The sequence below is a fragment of the Arthrobacter sp. NQ4 genome (assembly GCF_029077345.1).
In the GTDB taxonomy this organism is placed as follows: Bacteria; Actinomycetota; Actinomycetes; order Actinomycetales; family Micrococcaceae; genus Arthrobacter.
In genome coordinates, this window is sequence record NZ_JARETC010000012.1 from 1 (window position 1) to 17,126 (window position 17,126).

Sequence of the window (17,126 nt, forward strand, 5' to 3'; positions counted from 1 at the left end):
ACGTATCCTCGATCCGGTGCGGATCCTTCCCGATCAGCAACTGCGCCACGTGCTCCTTCAAATACGCGGCGACCGCGAGCTCGCGGCCGTTCAGCGTGGCATCACCAATCCCGGTCACACCATCCTCGGTCGTGATCCGAAGGGTCACAAAGTTCCGGGACGGACTGGTAACAAACACATCGGCGGCAACGATTTTCATGGCTGGCTTTCGGGTCGGGTTTCTGAAGGTCTGGAATGTCAAGGGCTGGAGTCAGCGCACGGTGCTGCCCCGGGCGGCATCAAGCAGGGCAAGCTCCTCGCGACGGGGCAGCCCTTCCCAGTCGCCTCGCGTGCTGACGGCGAAGGCGCCTGCCAGGATGCCGTGGTGCAGGCGGCCGGCGGTATCGACGCCGTCGAGCCGCGCGGATAGGTAGCCGGCGGTGAAGGCGTCTCCGGCCCCAACAGTGTCCACGCAGGTCACGGCGAGGGCCGGTGCTTCCAGGCGTCCTTCAGCGGTATAGACGGCGGCGCCTGCTGCGCCGCGCTTCACCACCACTTCGCTGACTCCGGCGTCGAGCAGCCGGGCCGCCTCGGAAGCTCCGTAAGTAGCAGTCCCTGCCGCCCCGCTCCCCGCTTGGGGTGGGGCAATCAGGTCCAGTTCGTCGTCGGACGCGATGACAATGGTGGCGTGCCGCGCCAGGGGGCCGAGCACCGCCCTCGCCTGGTCCCGGGACCAAAGCTTGCTGCGGTAGTTCACGTCGAGGCTGACCACTACACCATCACCGGCCGCCCGTTCCGCGGCGTATTCCACGGCGTCCCGGGCTTCCGTGCTGAGCGCTGCGGTGATGCCGGTCAGGTGCAGGATCCGGGCGCCGCCATCCAGCGCGGCGGACACGTGCGCACGCGAGATGGTGGACCCCGCGGACCCTGCGCGGTAGTAGAAGGCCCGGCTGAGGTCTGCGGTGCGCTGCTCCAGGAACATCACCCCAGTGCTCCGCTCCGGGTGGACGCTGTGGTGCAGCTGGACGCCTTCGCCCCGGAGTTGCTTCAGGATGAACTCGCCGTGGGGATCCGCCCCCACGCACCCGGCCCAGGCCGCCGTGTGGCCAAGGCGGGCAACGCCGATGGCGACGTTCGATTCCGCCCCGGCCACCTGCATGTTCAGGGTCCCGCCGGAGGCCAGCGGGCCGGTGGACCGAAGCGAGACCATGGACTCGCCGAAGGTCAGCAGGTCCACCGTCACGAAGGGGTCCCGGTACGGGCCGCGAATTCAGAAGCAAGGCCCAGGAAACGGCGGGCGCGGTCCCGCATGTCCGAAAGGTCGCCGCCCGAGGCCGCCGTGCCAAAGAGCGGACCACCGAGGCCGACGGCGATGGCCCCGGCTTCCCAGTACCCGGCGGCTTCGTCCAGGCCCACGCCGCCGACGGCGATGAAGGGGATGTCCGGGAAGGGATCGCGGACGGCCTTCAGGTAACCGGGGCCCCCGATCGAGGCGGGGAACAGTTTGATGGCGGTGGCGCCGCGTTCCATCGCCTCATAGGCCTCGCTGGGCGTCAGCGCCCCGGCAAAGACGGGGATGCCGGCGTTGGCGGCCTCGCTGATCGAGGGGGCCAGGGAGGGGGTGACGATGAACTGGCCGCCCGCTGCGGTGACGTGTTCGACGTCGGCCTGGCTGAGGACGGTGCCGGCGCCCACCAGGCAGCCGGCCGGGGCAGCCGCGCGGACTTCCCGGATGGCCTCCAGCGCGTTGGGCGTGGTGAGGGCGATCTCCACGTACTGGAATCCCTCCTCCATGGCGGCCAGCGCGGCCTTGGCGGCAGCACCGCCGTCGTTCCCGCGGACGATGCCGACGAGGCGCGCCTGCCGGATGCCGGCCAACAATTCGGCTGGCGTAACAGCTGCATTTTGCGATGTCATGGGGTTCACCATTCTGCGAAGGATCCGTCGGGGTGGCGCCACACCGGTCCGCGCCAGGCGTGGCCGCGCTTGTCCGCTGCCCGCACCACGGCCTCATCAATTTCGACGCCCAGTCCGGGCCCGGTGAGCCGCTCGATGTGGCCATCGACGAACTTGAACGGCGTCTTGTCCACCACGTAGTCCAGGACTTCGGCGCCCTGGTTGTAGTGGATCCCGATGCTCTGTTCCTGGATGAGGAAGTTGGGCGTGGCGAAGCCCACCTGCAGGCAGGCCGCGAGCGCCAGGGGGCCCAGCGGGCAGTGCGGCGCAAGCTGGACTTCATACACCTCGGCCAGCGCGGCGATCTTGCGGACCTCGGTGATCCCGCCGGCGTGCGAGAGGTCCGGCTGCGCCACCGCGATGCCTGCCTGCAGCGCGGGCAGGAATTCCTGCCGGCTGTAGAGCCGCTCCCCCGTGGACACCGGGGTGGTGGTGGAGGAGGTGAATTCGCGCAGCAGGTGGGTGTTTTCCGGGACCACCGGCTCCTCGAGAAAGAAGGGCCGGAACGGCTCCAGCAGGGGCGCCACCCGCCTGGCGTTGGCCAGGCTGAAGCGGCCGTGGAAATCGACGGCGACGTCCCGGTGGTCGCCCAGCACCTGGCGGGCCGCCGCGACACGGCGGACGACGCCGTCGATCTCGGCGACTGACGCCACCGGGCTCATCCGGCCGCTGGCGTTCATTTTGACGGCGGTGAGGCCCACCTCCAGCTGCGCGCTGATCTGGTCAGCCACCTCGTTCGGTTCGTCGCCTCCCACCCAGCCGTACATCCGGATCCGGTCACGGACGTGACCGCCCAGGAGCTGGTGCACGGGGGTGTTGAAGTGCTTGCCGGCAATGTCCCACAGCGCCTGGTCCAGGCCGGACACGGCACTGGCCAGGATGGGGCCGCCGCGGTAGAAGGACCCTTTGGTCATGACCTGCCAGTGGTCTTCGATCCGGAGGGCGTCCCTGCCGATGAGCAGCTCCGAGAGTTGCCCGACGGCGGCACGCACCGTTTCGCTGCGGCCCTCGCAGGTGGCCTCGCCCCAGCCCACGATGCCGCTGTCGGTTTCGATCCGGACAAAGAGCCAGCGGGGGGCAACGAGGAATGTTTCGATCCGGCTGATGACGGTCACGCGGCGGTTCCTAACCCTTGGTGGCGCCGGCGGTCAGGCCGGAGACGATGTACTTCTGCGTGAAGAGCGCAATGATCATGATGGGGATGGTCACAACGGTGGCCGCGGCCATCAGCCCGCCCCAGTCGATGCTGGCGTAGGAGACGAAGTCGAAGATCGCCACAGGCAGGGTCTTGGTCTTGGCGCCGGAGAGCACCAGGGCGAACATGAAGTTGTTCCACGAGAAGATGAAGGACAGGATGCCGGCGGTGGCAATACCGGACACCGCCAGCGGAAGCGTGATCAGCCGGAACGCCCCGATCGGCGTGAGCCCGTCCACCTCGGCCGATTCCTCCAGTTCGAGGGGCAGCGAATCGAAGTAGCTCATCATGATGTAGACGATCAGCGGGAGCGCGACGAACATGTGGCTGAGGATCAGCACCTCGAACTTGCCCACCATGCGCAGGTTGGAGAAGACGTAATACCAGGGCACCAGCAGGGAAACGCCCGGGATGACGCGGGCCATCAGGACCACCAGTGCGGAACGGTGCATGCTGAACCGGCTCATGGCGTAGGCAGCGGGGACGCCCAGGACGATCGAGAGCGCGGTGGAGACGAAGGCCACCCAGAAGCTGTTGACGATGAACACGAAGTAGTTGTTGCGCTGCAGCACGTTGGCGTAGTTCTCGAACGTGGGCGAGAACAGGAACGCCTTGCCGGTGTCGTAGATGTCAACGTTGGTCTTCAGCGACGCCAGGAGCATCCAGAACAGCGGTGCCAGCAGGAACAGCACCACCACAATCAGGGCCACCACCCGGAACACCTTGTAGGCACGGGTGCCCAGCGGCTTGCGCCGGCGCGGGGCCCGGTTGGTGGCGGTGGCGGCGGAATCTGTCATGACGGTCATTTGCTTACCGCTTTCTTGCGCATGGTGAGCAGCCACATGGAGCCGATGATGATCATGAAGAACAGGATCAGCACCGCCGAGGAGAGCCCGTACTGGTTGTAGTCGAAGCTCAGCCCGTAGGCGTAGACGTTCAGCGTCTCCACTTCGTGGAACGAGCCGCCGCCTTTGCCCTTGGTGGCGTAGAGGATGTCGAAGGTCTTCAGGGCATCGATGCCGCGCAGCAGGATGGCCACGATCACGGTGGGCATCATGAGGGGCAGGGTGATGTAGAAGAACCGCTGGAAGGCGTTGGCGCCGTCCACGCGGGCGGCCTCGTCCGGTTCATCGGACAGGGAGGTCAGGCCGGCCAGCAGGATCAGGACCACCATGGGGGTCCACTGCCAGACGTCCATGAAGATGGTGGTGCCCAGTGCGGTGTCCTGTCCGGACAGCCACGGCTGCGGCGGGATGCCCACCATGCCCAGGAGCTGGTTGACGAAGCCGATGTTGGGATCGAAGATCAGCCGCCACATCATGCCGACGGCCACGGGGGTGGCCACCAGCGGCAGCAGGATGGCCACGCGGACCCACTTTTCCCCGCGGAAGGGCCGCCACAGGAGCAGGGCCACGCCCATTCCGAGGACCACTTCGAAGGCCAGCGCGACGCCGGTGAAGGCAAGCGTGCGTCCCACGGCAGGCCAGAAACGCTCGAAATCACTGAGGACCGTGAGGTAGTTCTGCAGCCCGATGAATTCCGTGGCGGCCCGGACGGAGCCCTGGGAGTCGGTGAGGCTGAGGTACAGGGTCCAGGCCAGGGGGAAGATGATCAGGACGCCGACGAAGATCATGGCGGGCGCCGCGAAAAGCCACTTCCGGTGCCGGTTGGCCCAGGCGGAAAAGCTCCCCCCGGCACGGGCGGGGCCACCGGCCCGGCGGGTGCGGGCGCTGCGGGGTGGGTTCATTACAGACATGGTTCACCTAAGGAGTTTTGGGGGTGAAGTGGGCCGCGCCGGGACGGCATTGGGGGCCGTCCCGGCGGGCTGGTGCGGCGCATCCGCGCCCGGCGTCCTACTTCTTTTCGCTGTCCAGGAAGGTCTGGAAAGCGGTCTGGGCGTCGTTTGCCGCGGCGGCGGAGTCCGCGCCGGTGATGGTGGCAACGATCGGGGCGCCCACGATTTCGCGGGCCTTGCCTACCGTGACAACCTCGGGCCGGTCGTGGCCCACGCCGTTCTTGGCGCTGGCGGAGATCGCCTCAGCCAGGTCCTTGGGGTAGGTGGAGGTCCCGTCGGGGTTGGACCAGACGGAGGTACGCGGGCCCGGGACGCCGGCCTTCTGGGCGGCCAGGGTGCGCTCCTTGCTGGTGGCCCACTGGATGAACTTCCAGGCGTTTTCCTGGTTGCTGGAGTTCTGGTTCACGCCCAGGGCCCAGGAGGGGATGTTGTACGGCTTGGAACCGGCGGGGCCGGCGGGCAGCGGTGCGAACCCGACCTTGTCCGCCACCTTGGACTTGGCGGGGTCCGTGGCGTTCTTGTAGAGCGAGTCAGCCTCGGTGTAGAAGGCGGCGCCGCCCTGGGTGAAGATGGCCATGGCCTCGGGCCAGCTCATGTCCGTGCTGACGTTGGCGGGGCCGTAGTTCTTGATCAGGCCGCCGTAGTAGGCGTAGGCCTTCTTGGCTGCATCGGTGTTGACCGAGGCCTTGCCGCTGGAGTCCATGAAGTCGCCGCCGAAGCTGTACAGGAAGCTGGAGAACTGGGTGACGGCGGCGGACTTGCCGGTGCGGGCCACGAACCCTGCGGTCTCCGGGGAGGAAGCCTTGATGGCCTTGGCGGCCGCTTCCAGCTCGTCCATGGTCTTGGGCACCTGGAGTCCCGCGGCCTGCAGCAGGTCCTTGCGGTAGTACAGGACCTCGCGCTCGGTGATGATCGGCACGCCGACCACCTTGCCGTCAACGGTGGTGGCCTTGACCGGGCCCTCCTGGTAGTCCTTCCAGTCCCAGTTGGAGTCGGAGGAGACGTTCTTGGTCAGGTCCGCCAGGTAGCCGTTCTTGGCGAAGGCCTTGCCCTCCTGCAGCGGGCGGTACATCATGACGTCGATTTCGTCGCTGCCTGCGTTGAGCTTGACGTTGTACTGGTCCGAGAGCTGGTCTTCGCCCAGCTGGGTGAGTTCGACCTTCAGGCCGCTGGACTTCTCGAACTCCGGAATGGCGGCCTTGATGCCTTCGGTCCACACGTGGTTGGCGAGGGTGACGCGGACGGTGCCGGACTCCTTCGCCTGGTCGCTGCCGCCTCCGCCGCCGCTGCAGGCGGTGAGCCCCAGCGACATCGCCGCGGCCACGGCCGCGTACTTCACAATTGAACGCCGCTTCATTACGACTCCCTTTGCCTTTGGGCCCGCATCAGCGCGGGCTGGTTACAAACGCCTCGTTACGTCTGCTCTGTTCAGCGAGCATAGACAAATAAGGCAGACATATACAAGACCTTGCTATGCCCCCATATGATTTATTCATGACCATCCCAAAGGCGGCGTTGTCCCCTGACCTGCATTCATCGCTGGTCGAGAACCTGGGGCTCGCCATTGCCGAGGGAACGCTGGCACCGAACTCCATCCTGCGGCTGGATGAGCTGGAGGCGCAGCACAAGGTGTCCCGGTCCGTGATCCGGGAGGCCACCCGCGTCCTGTCGTCCATGGGGATGCTCGAGTCCCGCCGCCGCCTGGGCACGGTGGTCCAGCCCGAGGCGAGCTGGAACCTCTACGATCCGCAGGTGATCCGGTGGCGGCTGGCATCGGCCAAGCGGCTGGAGCAGCTGCGGGCCTTGAACGAACTGCGTGGCGCCATTGAGCCGCAGGCCGCGCGCCTGGCCGCTGAACGCGCATCCCTGGATGAGGCCAGCGACCTTGTCTCGATGGCAGCCCGGCTGTGGGCCGCGGGGCAGCGCGGGGACCAGGGGGAATTCCTGCGGCTCGATATCGACTTCCACGCCGCAGTCCTCAATGCCTCCGGCAACCTGATGTTTTCCCAGCTGCACAACCTGGTGGCGGAGGTGCTGGCCGGGCGGACCCAGCACGGCCTGATGCCGCATCTTCCGGACCACGAGGCGCTGCAGCTGCATGTTGATGTGGCCAGCGCGATCCAGCGCGGGGAGGCCGCTGCCGCGCACGCCGCCATGAGCAGGATCGTGGAGCAGTCCACCGAGGAAATGGGGGACATCTGGTCCAGCAGCCACGCGGCCGAAGAAACGCCAGGGCAGCCCTGACCCGTCTCCGCGCTTAAGGCCTCCGCGCCGCCGCCAGCTGGTCCGCCAGGAAGTCCAGTGCCGCCTGCCCCTCCGGCAGCCCTGCGGTGTGGTTGAGATGGCCGTGCACTGCGCCCTCGGCCAGGAAGTAGGACACCGGAACCCCCGCCCGCTCCAATGCCGAGGCAAACTGCTCGGTTGAGCCGCGGGCGTCGTCGTACTCGCAGGCAAGCAAAGCGGTGGGCGGAAGTCCGGCAGGGTCCGCGTAGCCGGGCATGGCGTAGGACGGTGCCATGCTGACCGGACCCCCCACGTAGTTCTCCGCCGTCCGGATGCAGTCCTCCAGCGTGAACCGCAGGTGCCGCGGCAGTCCGGCCATGACCGAATCGTCCAGCCCTCCGGCCGGCGGCGGGAGTTCGGCGTCCAGGAAGGGATAGGCCAGCAGCAGTTTTGCGGGCAGTGGCTTGCCGGCGTCGATCAGGTAGAGCGCGGCGCCCACGGCGAGGTTGCCGCCGGCACCGGCCCCGCCCAGGCAGAGCAGGTCCGGATCCAGGCCCAGGGATGCGGCGTTCTTCCGCGCCCAGAACCATCCGGCCAGGGCGTCATCATGCGGGACGGGAAAGGACACGCCGTTGCGCGCCAGGCGGTAGTCTACGGACAGCACCGGCGTCCCCTGGGCCGCGAGCACCCGTGCCAGGTAGTCCGATTCGGGGATGTCAACGCTCCCGCTGACGAAGCCGCCGCCGTGCAGCCACACCAGGGCGGGGCTGCCGGCAGCGGCCGCCTCACCGTAGATCCGGATGGCCACCGGCCCGTGCCGGCCGTCCGCCGTCACGGTTCGGATGGGGACGTCGGGCCCGGGCGACCGCACGGCGTCCGGGTTGAGGAACTGCGGGCCTTCCGGCCTGGCCAGGTACTCCGCGAACCCTGCGTCGGGCGCCTGGGCGTCGTTCCCGGGGCCGGCCGCCGGCGCTGACGCGGCAGGTTTGGTGGGTGTCATGCTGCGCCCAGCTTCCGCGAGAAGTAGCCGACGGCGGCTGCCAGGATGGCCTCCATCCGGTCCTCCGCGCCGAAGAAACAGTGGTCCCCGCCCTCGATGGTCACCACGTCGTGCTCGACGCCGGCTTCGGCGAGGGCGGCGGCCAGGAGTTCGGTCTGCGAGTGCGGGACCAGGCCGTCGCTGTCGCCGTGGACCAGCAGGAACGGTGCGGCGCCGGGGGTCACGTAGCTGACGGGGCTGGCCGCGGCGAGCAGGTCGCGGTCATCCGAGCCGCCCACCAGCATGTATTCCGGCTGCAGGGACATGCCTGGCGGCACGGCAGCGGTCAGTGCGGCGGGGAACAGCCCGGCCGGCCGCTGCATGGGCGGGATGTCCGCCAGGGAGGAGACACCGTAAAAGTCGACGACGGCGCTGACGCTGCTTGGGTGCCCCTGCGCGCCGAGGCCGCCCTCCAGGTCCTGGCGGTTTCCGGTGAGTCCCAGGAGCGCGACGAGGTGCCCGCCGGCGGATTCGCCCCAGGCGCCGAACCGTTCCGGATCGATGTTCAGCTCCGCGGCGAATTCGCGGAGGTACCGGACGGCGGCTTTGAGATCGTGGAGTTGCGCCGGGAAGGGGGCTTCCAGGGCGTGCCGGTAGTCCGCCGTGGCGCAGGCGATGCCTGCCTGGTTGAGCAGCCGGAACACGGAGTCCGGCGCGAAGGTGGGCGGCAGCTCCCGGCGGTCGCCCAGCTGGAACGCACCGCCGTGCACCCACAGCACCAGCGGCGTGGGTCCGGCGGCCTCGCGGGGCAGCCAGATGTCCATTTTCAACGGCCGGAAACCGATGGCCCGGGCGTACGTCACTTCGCGGTGCACCACCGAAACCCCGCCTGCCTGCTCCGGTGTGCCGGGGGCGTCGTAGACCGGGAACGGCGGAATGGTGCGGCCTCCGGGCCGGGAAGCATCGCGGGAAGCGTCAAGTACGTCGGTAGCGCGGTCCACTGTCATAGTGTGCTCCTCATCAGCTCAGGTTGGGTGCTGTCCCCGCCGGGTGCGGCAAGGAAAGTATGGTGTCCGGGGCCGACGACGGCGGCCGGCAGGCCGGGCAGCAGCACCTCGGCAGTGGTGCCGGAGGGGATTGTGGCGGTGAGCGTCAGCACGCCGTCGTCCGGTGCGCTTTCAGACGCTGCCGCTTCCGGTGCAGTCCCCGCCGAAATGGTCCACGCCACCTCGATCAGGCCGCGCGGCCCCTGGTGGGAAGTGGTGGCGGAGGTGATGCCGGCCCCGGGCCGCAGCTCGATGACGAGCCGTTCCCAGCCCGCACTGCCGTGGGCCTGCCGCAGCCCGGCGGTATACCGGTGCAGGAAGGACACCACCGCGCCCTTGCTGTAGTGGTTGAGCGACTGGCGGGCGGCGCCGCGGGCGTCGATGCCGTTCCACAGTTCCCACACGGTGGTGGCGCCGCGGTCCACCATGGCGAGCCAGGACGGTTCGGTGTCCTGCATGAGGAGTTCGTAGGCGAGGTCCAGTTCGCCGTTGTCCGCCAGGACGGGCAGCAGGTAGGGCGTGGACAGGAAGCCCGTGCCCAGGTGCGTGCCGGCGTCCCGGATCAGTCCTGCGAGCTGCGCGGTGACGGTGGCGCGGCGTTCCGGGCTGACCAGGTCAAACGCCAGGGCGCGGACGCAGTTGGCCTGGCTGGGTCGGGTCACCTGCCCGGCGGCGTCCAGGTATTCCGTTTCCCAGGCGTTCCGGATGTTCGCCGAGAGTTCCGCCAGTGCGGCGGCTTCCCCGGCGAACCCCAGCACCCTGGCGATGCGGGCCATCAGGTCCGTGGTGTGCCGGTAGTAGGCCGTGGCCACGATGCCGTTGTCCGCGGTGCGGGCGGCAAACAGGTCAGGTTCGGGGCCGTCCGGCTCCATCCATTCGCCGAAGTGGAAGCCGGTGTCCCACAGGTACTGCTCGTGGGCGGCCGGGAGGGGCGCCTGGGCTGCGCGGGCTGCGTGCCGCTGGGTTTCGGCGGTGGTCCGGACGAAGCCCAGCCAGCGCTGCATCGCGTCCCAGTTTTCGGCGAGGATTGATGCGTCCCCGGTGGCCCGGTAGGCCTCCCACGGCACCATGACGATCGCGTCGCCCCAGCCGGCGGACCCATTGGTGAATGCCATGAACTCCGCAGAGGTGGCAGCGGGTCCGGGCGAGGGCGAAATGTTGGCGATGACGCCGTTCTCCCACTGGTCGGCCCGGACGTCGCGGAGCCATTTCCGGGAGAATCCGGTGACGTCGAACAGGTACGCGGCGGTGGGGATGAACAGCTGCCAGTCCCCGGTCCAGCCGGCCTTCTCGCGCTGCGGACAGTCGGTGGGGACCTCGCAGGAGTTGTCCAGGAAGCTCCATTCGACGATGTCATGGAGCTTGTCCAGCCGGGCGTCGCTGCAGCTGAAGGTGCCAATCCGTTCCAGGTCTGTCCGGACCAGGCAGGCGGAGATGTCCGCCGGCTGCAGGTCCGTGGCGAGGCCCTGGACCGAGACGTACTGGAACCCGTGCGTGGTGTGCCGGGGCTCGAAGACCTCGCCCGGGGCGCCGGAGGCGGTGACGGTGTCCACCTGGCCGGCATCAAGGAAGGCCCCCGGTGCGCGGAAATTGTGCGGCCGCAGGTGGTCCCGGGTGACGTCACCGTCCGGCCCAAGCGCCTCGCCGTATTCCAGCGTGACGGTTTCTCCCGGGGCACCCAGCTGGGACAGCCGGACCCAGCCGTGGATGTTCTGGCCGAAGTCCACCACCTGGTGGCCGTTGGGCAGCCGCGTGATGGACACCGGCACCAGTTCCCGGGTCACGCGGGTGGGAGGGGCGAGGGGTCCGGTGAGTGCCGTAAAGCCGCCGGGACGGACGACGGCGGGACGTGCCCCGGGTGCCGTGCCTGCGGACGGCGTGCTCCCGCCGTCGTGCATCAGGAAGTCAACCCGCTGGCCCGCCATGAGGTCGGCGCTGGTGATCTCCGTTGCGGACACCAGCCAGGAGCCGTCGGTGCCGATGGTCTGCCGGCCGGCCGAGGACTCCACCTCGAGCTGCGCAAGGAAAGCTGTTCGCGTGCCGTACATGCCGGCGTCGCGCGTGTACCCGAAGGTGCCGCGGTACCAGCCGTCGGTGAGGACGGCGCGGACTGTGTTGGAACCTTCGACGAGCAGGTCCATGACGTCGTAGGCCTGGACCTGGAGCGTGGTGTTGTAGCTGGTGGAGCCGGGTGCGAGCTGCTGGTCGCCCACGCGGCGGCCGTTGATGAAGAGTTCGTAGATGCCGTGGGCGGTGGCGTACGCGCGGGCCTTGTGCGGGGCTGCGTCGAGCGTGAAGGTTTTGGTGAAGGCGTAGCCGGGGCGTTCCCCCGCCGCCGGGATCTCCGGCTCGTCGGCGCCGATCCACTGCGCTGTCCAGTCGGTGTCATGCAGGAGGCCCAGTTCCACCGTCATCGGCTGGGACCAGCCGGTTGGTGTTTCGGTGCCGTCTTCGCCGGAGTTCCAGGTGCGGACGCGCCACACGAACCGGCTGCGGGAGTCCAGCGCGGGGCCGGTGTACGGGATGCCGCTGCACGCGGCTGATTCCTGCCGGCCCGTGTCCCAGCCGTTGCTGGCGGTGATCCGGTACGCCGTCTGGCTGCTGGTGCCGGCGGGCGGCGTCCAGCCCAGCCGGGGCGTGGTGACGGTCAGGCCCAGCGCCGCAGGCAGGTGTTCGGCCCGAAGCCGGGTGGGGGCGGTCATGCGGCGGGACTCCTGTAGTGCGGTTGCTGGGAGTTCCAGCTTTGCGTTCCGTGACTTCCCCTCCACAGGGAGCTTTCAATGGTTGGAATAGTATTGTGGTTCAGCTCACTGCCTTCCCCGTGGGCCACAGGAACTGCCAACGGCGCTAGGAACCACTGCCATGACTGCCACTCCGGACACGGACACCCCGCCTGCGCGCGGAAAGCGGCCCAAACAGGGCGAACCCGTCATCGACCGGGCACTGAGCCTGCTCGCCGTCTTCTCCGACCGGCGCCGCGCGCTGACACTGTCCGAACTGGCCCGCCACGCGGATATGCCTGCCCCCACGGCGCTGCGGCTGATCGCCCGGCTGGTGGCGTGGGGTGCCCTGGAGAGGCTCGACGACGGCCGGTACGTGGTGGGGGTCCGGCTGTGGGAAGTGGCATCCCTCTCTCCGCGCGGGCACGGCGTGCGGGAAATCGCACTCCCCTACCTTGAGGACCTGTTCGAGGTCACCCGGCACCACGTGCTGCTGGCGGTCCGGGACAACGAGGAGGCGGTGCTGATCGAACGCCTGTCCGGGAAGGACGCCACAGAGGTGGCCTACCGGGTGGGCGGCCGTGCGCCGCTGAGGTCCACCGCCATCGGCCTGGTGTTGCTGGCCGGGGCGGACCAGCAGTTCCAGGAGACCATCCTGAAGCGCCCGCCGGAAAACGAACCCGGCGTGCCCGAAATGCCCGAAGGCCAGCTGCGCAGGACCCTGTCCGACGTGCGGCGGACCGGTATCGCGATGATCCGGCGGACCGTCCCGTCCCGCACCGTATCCGTGGCCTCCCCCATCTTCGATGCGCAGGGCGCCGTGGTGGCGTCGCTGTCCATCGTGGTTCCGGACGGTGCCACGCCGCCCAACGTCCTTGCCCCGGCGGTCCGCGCCGCCGCCCGCGCCGTGTCCCGCAACCTGGGCTTCCAGGCGCAGGCGAGCACCGGGGTGTGGACCCACTCCCGGGGGTAGCGCCGGCTACGCCGGCGCCTCGGCGTTCCGTGCGAAGGTGCGGGCAGCCCGTGAACCCGCCGCGGCGCTGGCCCCGATGGTGATGAGGGCGCCCAGGATCAACGCCGAGGCTTCCCCCGGTTCCAGCAGGGACAGCTGGGAGCCGATGGTGGCCGCGGCAACCGGCACGCCCAGCTGGGATGCCGACAGGACGGCGAGCGGCAGCGGCTGGCCCAGCAGGCGCAGGCTGCCGTGCACCAGGAGGGTCCCCGCTCCAAGGCAGACCCCGAGGAGAACCATGGCCGGGGTGCCGGCGAGCGCGCGCAGGTCCAGCGACGCGCCCAGCCAGACGAAGAACACCGGCCCCAGGAAGCCGTCGCTGACTGCGAAGAGCTGGTGCGCCAGCCGGCGGGGTTCACCCACTGCCGCCACCACCAGTCCGAAGGAGAATCCGGCGAGCATGACGGACACGTGGCCCGCCACGGCAAGCCCGGACAGCGCGAAGAGCAAGGCAAGCTGGATCCGCAGTTCCAGGGCGAACTTCCGTTCCTCGGACACGTCATGCACCCGACCGCGGGTGCCGCTGAGCTCCAGCCAGCGAAGCACGAAGAACAACACCACCGAACACGCCGCGACGGCGGTCGCCCCGATGGCTGCCCTCGGCGCGTTGGGCGGATCGACGGCCAGCGGAAGCGCCACAATGCAGGCGATATCCGCCACCGCCACCTGCGCCGTCGTCGTCAGGACCTTCGGTCCCGCCAGCCGCAGGGAATCGACAATGGGCAGCACAAGGGCGGCTGACGAGGAAGCGAGCAGCACGATGTAGAGCGGCGCATGTCCGGTGCCGAAGGCGAACGCAATGACGGTTCCTACGGCAGCCGCGAGGGCCGCAGCGATGGCAGCCCGCAGCGCGCCGCCGCCCAGGGCGGGACGGATGGCCTGGTCCCGTACCGGCACGTGCGTTCCGGCGACGAACATGATGAGGGCGAATCCCACATCGGCAACGAACGTGAACGTCGGATCTGTGGAATCCACGAGCCCCAGTCCGGTGCGTCCGATGGCGATTCCGGCCAGCAGTTGCCCGAGCACCATGGGAAGGTGCCATGTCCGGGGAAATGCCAGCAAGGGTCCGAGGAGCGCGACGGCGGCGATCAGCGAAAGCTGGAAGAACGACACCTGCCTCCTTTTGCCGGCGCGCCCGGACCGTTACCCGCCGCAGGCATCCGCAGCCTGCCGGCGCCGCGGACGGATTGTGCGCCCACAGTACCCATGCCCCTGCAGGGGGTCAACGGCACCGCGGACTGCACATCAGGGCCGGTCAGGACGCCGACCGCGTATCGAACGCCGCCGCTGATTCGCGCAGGAGCCGCGCCACGGTGTCCACCGGGGTGCTGGAACGCCGGCGCCCGTCGAACCGCCGCAGGACGATGCGCCGTGTCCCCAGCCCGGGAACGTCAAGGATGTCCACCCCTTCATGGGCCACGCCAGCCAGGGCCAGCGTGGGCACGATGGCAACGCCTTCGCCGGCAGCGACCAGTGCCAGCGCCGTCAGCGTCTCCTGGTACTGGTGAGCAGTCTCCATGCTGGCGCCCGTTGAATGGCGCAGCCGCCCCAGCACCGCGGAGTTCGCGGCTGCGGAATCCACCCCGAGCCAGGGAAGCGGCAGCCGGGCAAGGTCCACGCTTTCAGTGCTAAGCAGCGCTCCGGTGGGCACCGCCAGCCTCCACGGTTCATCCAGCAGAGGTTCCTCGATCATTCCTGCCCCGAGTGAAAGCTGGCCGGCGGTGGTGGAGTCGTGTTCCACCACCACGGCGTCGAGCTGGCGTTGCCGGAGAAGCCGCATCAGGGCGGGAAAATCGTCCTCCACGATGCGGATCTGGAGCTGCGGATATTTGCTCCGCCACTCAGGCAACCGGGGGATCACCACGGTGCGGATGAAACTGGTGAAGCCGCCCAGCCGCACCACACCTGAAATGTTGGCCCCGCTCTCCATCCGGGTCCGGGCAACACTGAGGGCGCGTTCAATCTCCTCGCCGGCTTCAGCCATGGCAAGGCCCGCAGGAGTCAGCACAGACCCCTTCGGGGTGCGGACCATCAGCGCATGCCCGGTTTCCCGCTCCAGCTTGGTGATTTGCTGGGACACCGCGGAGGGCGTGAGGTGCAGTTCATCGGCGGCTGCGAGCACGCCGCCGGTCCGGGCGACAGCCAGCAGCACGAGCAGCCGGCGGGGATCCATGTCCATGTTAAGCATTTCTAAACCAGGAGTGCAGAAGAATGCAATTGAACTACACGTCTACGGGCCCGCAGAATTGCCATTAGGTAACGATTTACGAAAGGACACCAATGGAACTCGTTTGGGAAATTTCCGGTTGGGCCGGCGCCGCCATGATTCTGACCGCGTTTCTGTCGGTCTCCATGGGGTGGGTGAAGGCCGGCCGGGCGTTCCAGGGCGCCAACCTCCTCGGCGCCGCTGCCTTTATCCTCAACGGCGCCTTCCACGAGGCGTGGCCCTCAGTGGCCACCAATGCCGCGTGGCTCCTCATTTCCGCCGTTTCGCTCCTCCGCCTGCGCGGCGCCCGCGGTACGGAGGCCGGCGCCGAGGCCCCTGCCATACACCTTCCCGGCGTCCCGGACACCACCGGCCAGCTTGCCGTCGTAGATCCGGCGAGGGCCGCATGCACGGCGCCGGCCGGACACGCCGCGCAGCCCGGCGCCGTGGCCGCGTAGCGGGTCAGTCCCTGCCGCGGTAGGACAGCCGGCGGACCAGGACCTCGCCGTCCACCGCGAAGACGCCAAAAGCCCTGCCGGTGAAGGCCTTGGCAGTTTCGAAGGCCCAGTGCCGTCCGTCCAGTTCGGTGAGCAGCTCGCCTTCAGCGCTGCCGCCCGCCCCGGCGTCACGGACCAGCAGGCGGATCCTGTCGCCGCCCACGGCGCCGGCGCGGAAGTCCGACGGCGGCGGGCTGGCCTCGATTGCCAGCTCAACATCCCCGGGCGGAACAGTTGCTTCCCAGGTGCGGTCAAAGCCCGCGACAACGGCACGCGCCGTGATCCTGACGGCGTCGCCGTCCTGGCGGGCCTCGATGCCGAACCAGTTGTCCTCGGCGTTCCGCACGGCGATGCCGCCCGCGCCGGAGCCGACGTCCAGCACGGCCCTGAATTCCATCGCGAGGTGGCGCTGGCGTTGGGCGACGAAACAAGGCCTGGGCGACCCCATGGTGCTGCCTTCGCCCCTGAGCAGGAGCCCTTTGGACGTGGGTGCCGAGAACTCAGCGGGCGTCCTGCGGACACCGATCCATCGCGGATCCTCCAGCCCGGCACCGTTGCTGAAGTCGTACTCAAGTTGCTCCGGCGGCGTCACGCCGGGCTGGGGCATCCGGGCGTGCGGCCAGCCGTCAATCCAGTCCACGGTGGTCAGGAACGTCTCACGGCCCAGCGGTGCGAACGACTTCGCCAGCCCCACCGGGCGGACACCCAGAAGGACCATGGCTGTTCCGCCGTCGGGAAGCTCAACGAGGTCTGCGTGCCCGGTGTTCTGGATGGGCGAGCCGGTTCCCGCGGCGGTGAGGAGGGGATTGTGCGGAGCGGATTCGAACGGCCCGTCCGGCCGCCGCGACCGTGCCACGGTCACAGCATGGCCCCTGTCCGTGCCGCCCTCGGCCGCCAGCAGGTACCACCAGTCACCGCGCCGGTAAAGGTGCGGGCCTTCCGGCGAATACAGCCCGCTGCCGGACCACAGCGGTCGCGGCTTCTCGAGGGCTTCCCCGGTTGCGAGGTCCACCCGCACCTGCTGGAGGGCGTCGGGGTGGCGGGCGAACGTCACGAACGCAGTTCCGTCGTCGTCCCAGGCGAGGTCCGGGTCGATGCCGTCCACCGCCCCGATGACCGTCCCGTCGCTCCATGGGCCCGCGGGATCGGCGGCCGTGAACAGGACGCAACCGCGCCCACCGAGGAACACGGACACGATCAGGTAGAACACACCGTCCCGGTAGCGCAGGGTGGGCGCCCAGACGCCGCCCGGCGTGGGGACCTGGGCAACCTGGACCTGCTCCTCCCTTGTAGCCACATGGCCCACCAGTTCCCAGCGTTCCAGGTCCTCGCTGTGGTAGACCGGCAGGCCCGGCAGGTATTCGAAGGACGACGTGACCAGGTAGAAACCGTCCGGGGCGCGGACGATGCTCGGGTCGGGGTTGAAGCCGGCAAGGATGGGATTGGAGGTCATCCCGCTATCGTGCCGCCCAGCGGCGCCCCAGGCAGGGCCCGGTTCCAATCGTTGGAAGGCGT

The 17,126-nt window shown here is 68.9% G+C and carries 15 protein-coding genes and 1 pseudogene; 3 read left to right on the forward strand and 13 right to left on the reverse strand.

The annotated features are described in order from the left end of the window. From PUN51_RS17080 to PUN51_RS17110, 7 genes and pseudogenes are all read right to left on the reverse strand, one after another. Nucleotides 1-199: pseudogene (locus PUN51_RS17080) on the reverse strand (bifunctional D-altronate/D-mannonate dehydratase); the annotation flags it as partial. Between the two features lie 51 nt (nt 200-250). Next, on the reverse strand, nt 251-1,222 hold the full coding sequence (locus PUN51_RS17085) for a sugar kinase (protein WP_275181898.1): 972 nt from the start codon (nt 1,220-1,222) through the stop codon (nt 251-253). Continuing rightward, nucleotides 1,219-1,896: a bifunctional 4-hydroxy-2-oxoglutarate aldolase/2-dehydro-3-deoxy-phosphogluconate aldolase gene (locus PUN51_RS17090; RefSeq protein ID WP_275181899.1), complete on the reverse strand. Its 678-nt coding sequence runs from the start codon at nt 1,894-1,896 to the stop codon at nt 1,219-1,221. The genes PUN51_RS17085 and PUN51_RS17090 overlap by 4 nt, the downstream gene beginning before the upstream one ends. Before the next feature lie 5 nt (nt 1,897-1,901). Then, on the reverse strand, nt 1,902-3,050 hold the full coding sequence (gene dgoD / locus PUN51_RS17095) for a galactonate dehydratase (RefSeq protein WP_275181900.1): 1,149 nt from the start codon (nt 3,048-3,050) through the stop codon (nt 1,902-1,904). A 10-nt stretch (nt 3,051-3,060) separates the two neighbouring features. After that, nucleotides 3,061-3,936, reverse strand: coding sequence for a carbohydrate ABC transporter permease (locus PUN51_RS17100; protein WP_224024378.1), 876 nt, complete (start codon nt 3,934-3,936; stop codon nt 3,061-3,063). Next, the gene (locus PUN51_RS17105; protein WP_275181901.1) at nt 3,933-4,877 is read right to left on the reverse strand and encodes a carbohydrate ABC transporter permease; all 945 of its coding nucleotides are present in this window, start codon (nt 4,875-4,877) and stop codon (nt 3,933-3,935) included. The genes PUN51_RS17100 and PUN51_RS17105 overlap by 4 nt, the downstream gene beginning before the upstream one ends. Before the next feature lie 106 nt (nt 4,878-4,983). Continuing rightward, the gene (locus tag PUN51_RS17110; RefSeq protein WP_159634072.1) at nt 4,984-6,282 is read right to left on the reverse strand and encodes an ABC transporter substrate-binding protein; all 1,299 of its coding nucleotides are present in this window, start codon (nt 6,280-6,282) and stop codon (nt 4,984-4,986) included. A gap of 137 nt (nt 6,283-6,419) precedes the next feature. Here PUN51_RS17110 and PUN51_RS17115 point away from each other — a divergent pair, with 137 nt between their 5' ends. Beyond that, nucleotides 6,420-7,169, forward strand: coding sequence for a FadR/GntR family transcriptional regulator (locus tag PUN51_RS17115; protein WP_159634075.1), 750 nt, complete (start codon nt 6,420-6,422; stop codon nt 7,167-7,169). Between the two features lie 13 nt (nt 7,170-7,182). Here the strand turns inward: PUN51_RS17115 and PUN51_RS17120 are convergent, their stop codons facing one another. Genes PUN51_RS17120 through PUN51_RS17130 form a run of 3 tightly spaced genes read right to left on the reverse strand, consistent with a single transcriptional unit; the run spans nt 7,183 to nt 11,875 of the window. Then, nucleotides 7,183-8,148, reverse strand: a complete 966-nt coding sequence (locus tag PUN51_RS17120) for an alpha/beta hydrolase (RefSeq protein ID WP_275181902.1) — start codon at nt 8,146-8,148, stop codon at nt 7,183-7,185. Continuing rightward, nucleotides 8,145-9,134, reverse strand: a complete 990-nt coding sequence (locus PUN51_RS17125) for an alpha/beta hydrolase (protein ID WP_224024372.1) — start codon at nt 9,132-9,134, stop codon at nt 8,145-8,147. The genes PUN51_RS17120 and PUN51_RS17125 overlap by 4 nt, the downstream gene beginning before the upstream one ends. Beyond that, entirely contained in the window at nt 9,131-11,875 is a 2,745-nt protein-coding gene (locus tag PUN51_RS17130; RefSeq protein ID WP_224024370.1) for an alpha-L-rhamnosidase, read from the reverse strand. The genes PUN51_RS17125 and PUN51_RS17130 overlap by 4 nt, the downstream gene beginning before the upstream one ends. 160 nt (nt 11,876-12,035) lie before the next feature. On the opposite strand from PUN51_RS17130, the gene PUN51_RS17135 reads away from it, so the two are divergent. Then, nucleotides 12,036-12,866, forward strand: a complete 831-nt coding sequence (locus PUN51_RS17135; protein WP_275181903.1) for an IclR family transcriptional regulator — start codon at nt 12,036-12,038, stop codon at nt 12,864-12,866. A gap of 6 nt (nt 12,867-12,872) precedes the next feature. On the opposite strand, the gene PUN51_RS17140 is transcribed toward PUN51_RS17135, so the two are convergent. Then, entirely contained in the window at nt 12,873-14,021 is a 1,149-nt protein-coding gene (locus PUN51_RS17140) for a cation:proton antiporter (protein ID WP_159634090.1), read from the reverse strand. 142 nt (nt 14,022-14,163) lie between these two features. After that, nucleotides 14,164-15,087, reverse strand: a complete 924-nt coding sequence (locus PUN51_RS17145; protein WP_159634093.1) for a LysR family transcriptional regulator — start codon at nt 15,085-15,087, stop codon at nt 14,164-14,166. A gap of 101 nt (nt 15,088-15,188) precedes the next feature. On the opposite strand from PUN51_RS17145, the gene PUN51_RS17150 reads away from it, so the two are divergent. After that, the gene (locus PUN51_RS17150) at nt 15,189-15,572 is read left to right on the forward strand and encodes a CBU_0592 family membrane protein (RefSeq protein ID WP_201302474.1); all 384 of its coding nucleotides are present in this window, start codon (nt 15,189-15,191) and stop codon (nt 15,570-15,572) included. A 4-nt stretch (nt 15,573-15,576) separates the two neighbouring features. Here PUN51_RS17150 and PUN51_RS17155 read toward each other — a convergent pair whose 3' ends face one another. After that, complete coding sequence (locus PUN51_RS17155; protein WP_159634095.1) at nt 15,577-17,064, reverse strand: glycoside hydrolase family 43 protein; 1,488 nt, start codon at nt 17,062-17,064, stop codon at nt 15,577-15,579. Nucleotides 17,065-17,126: the final 62 nt, after the last annotated feature.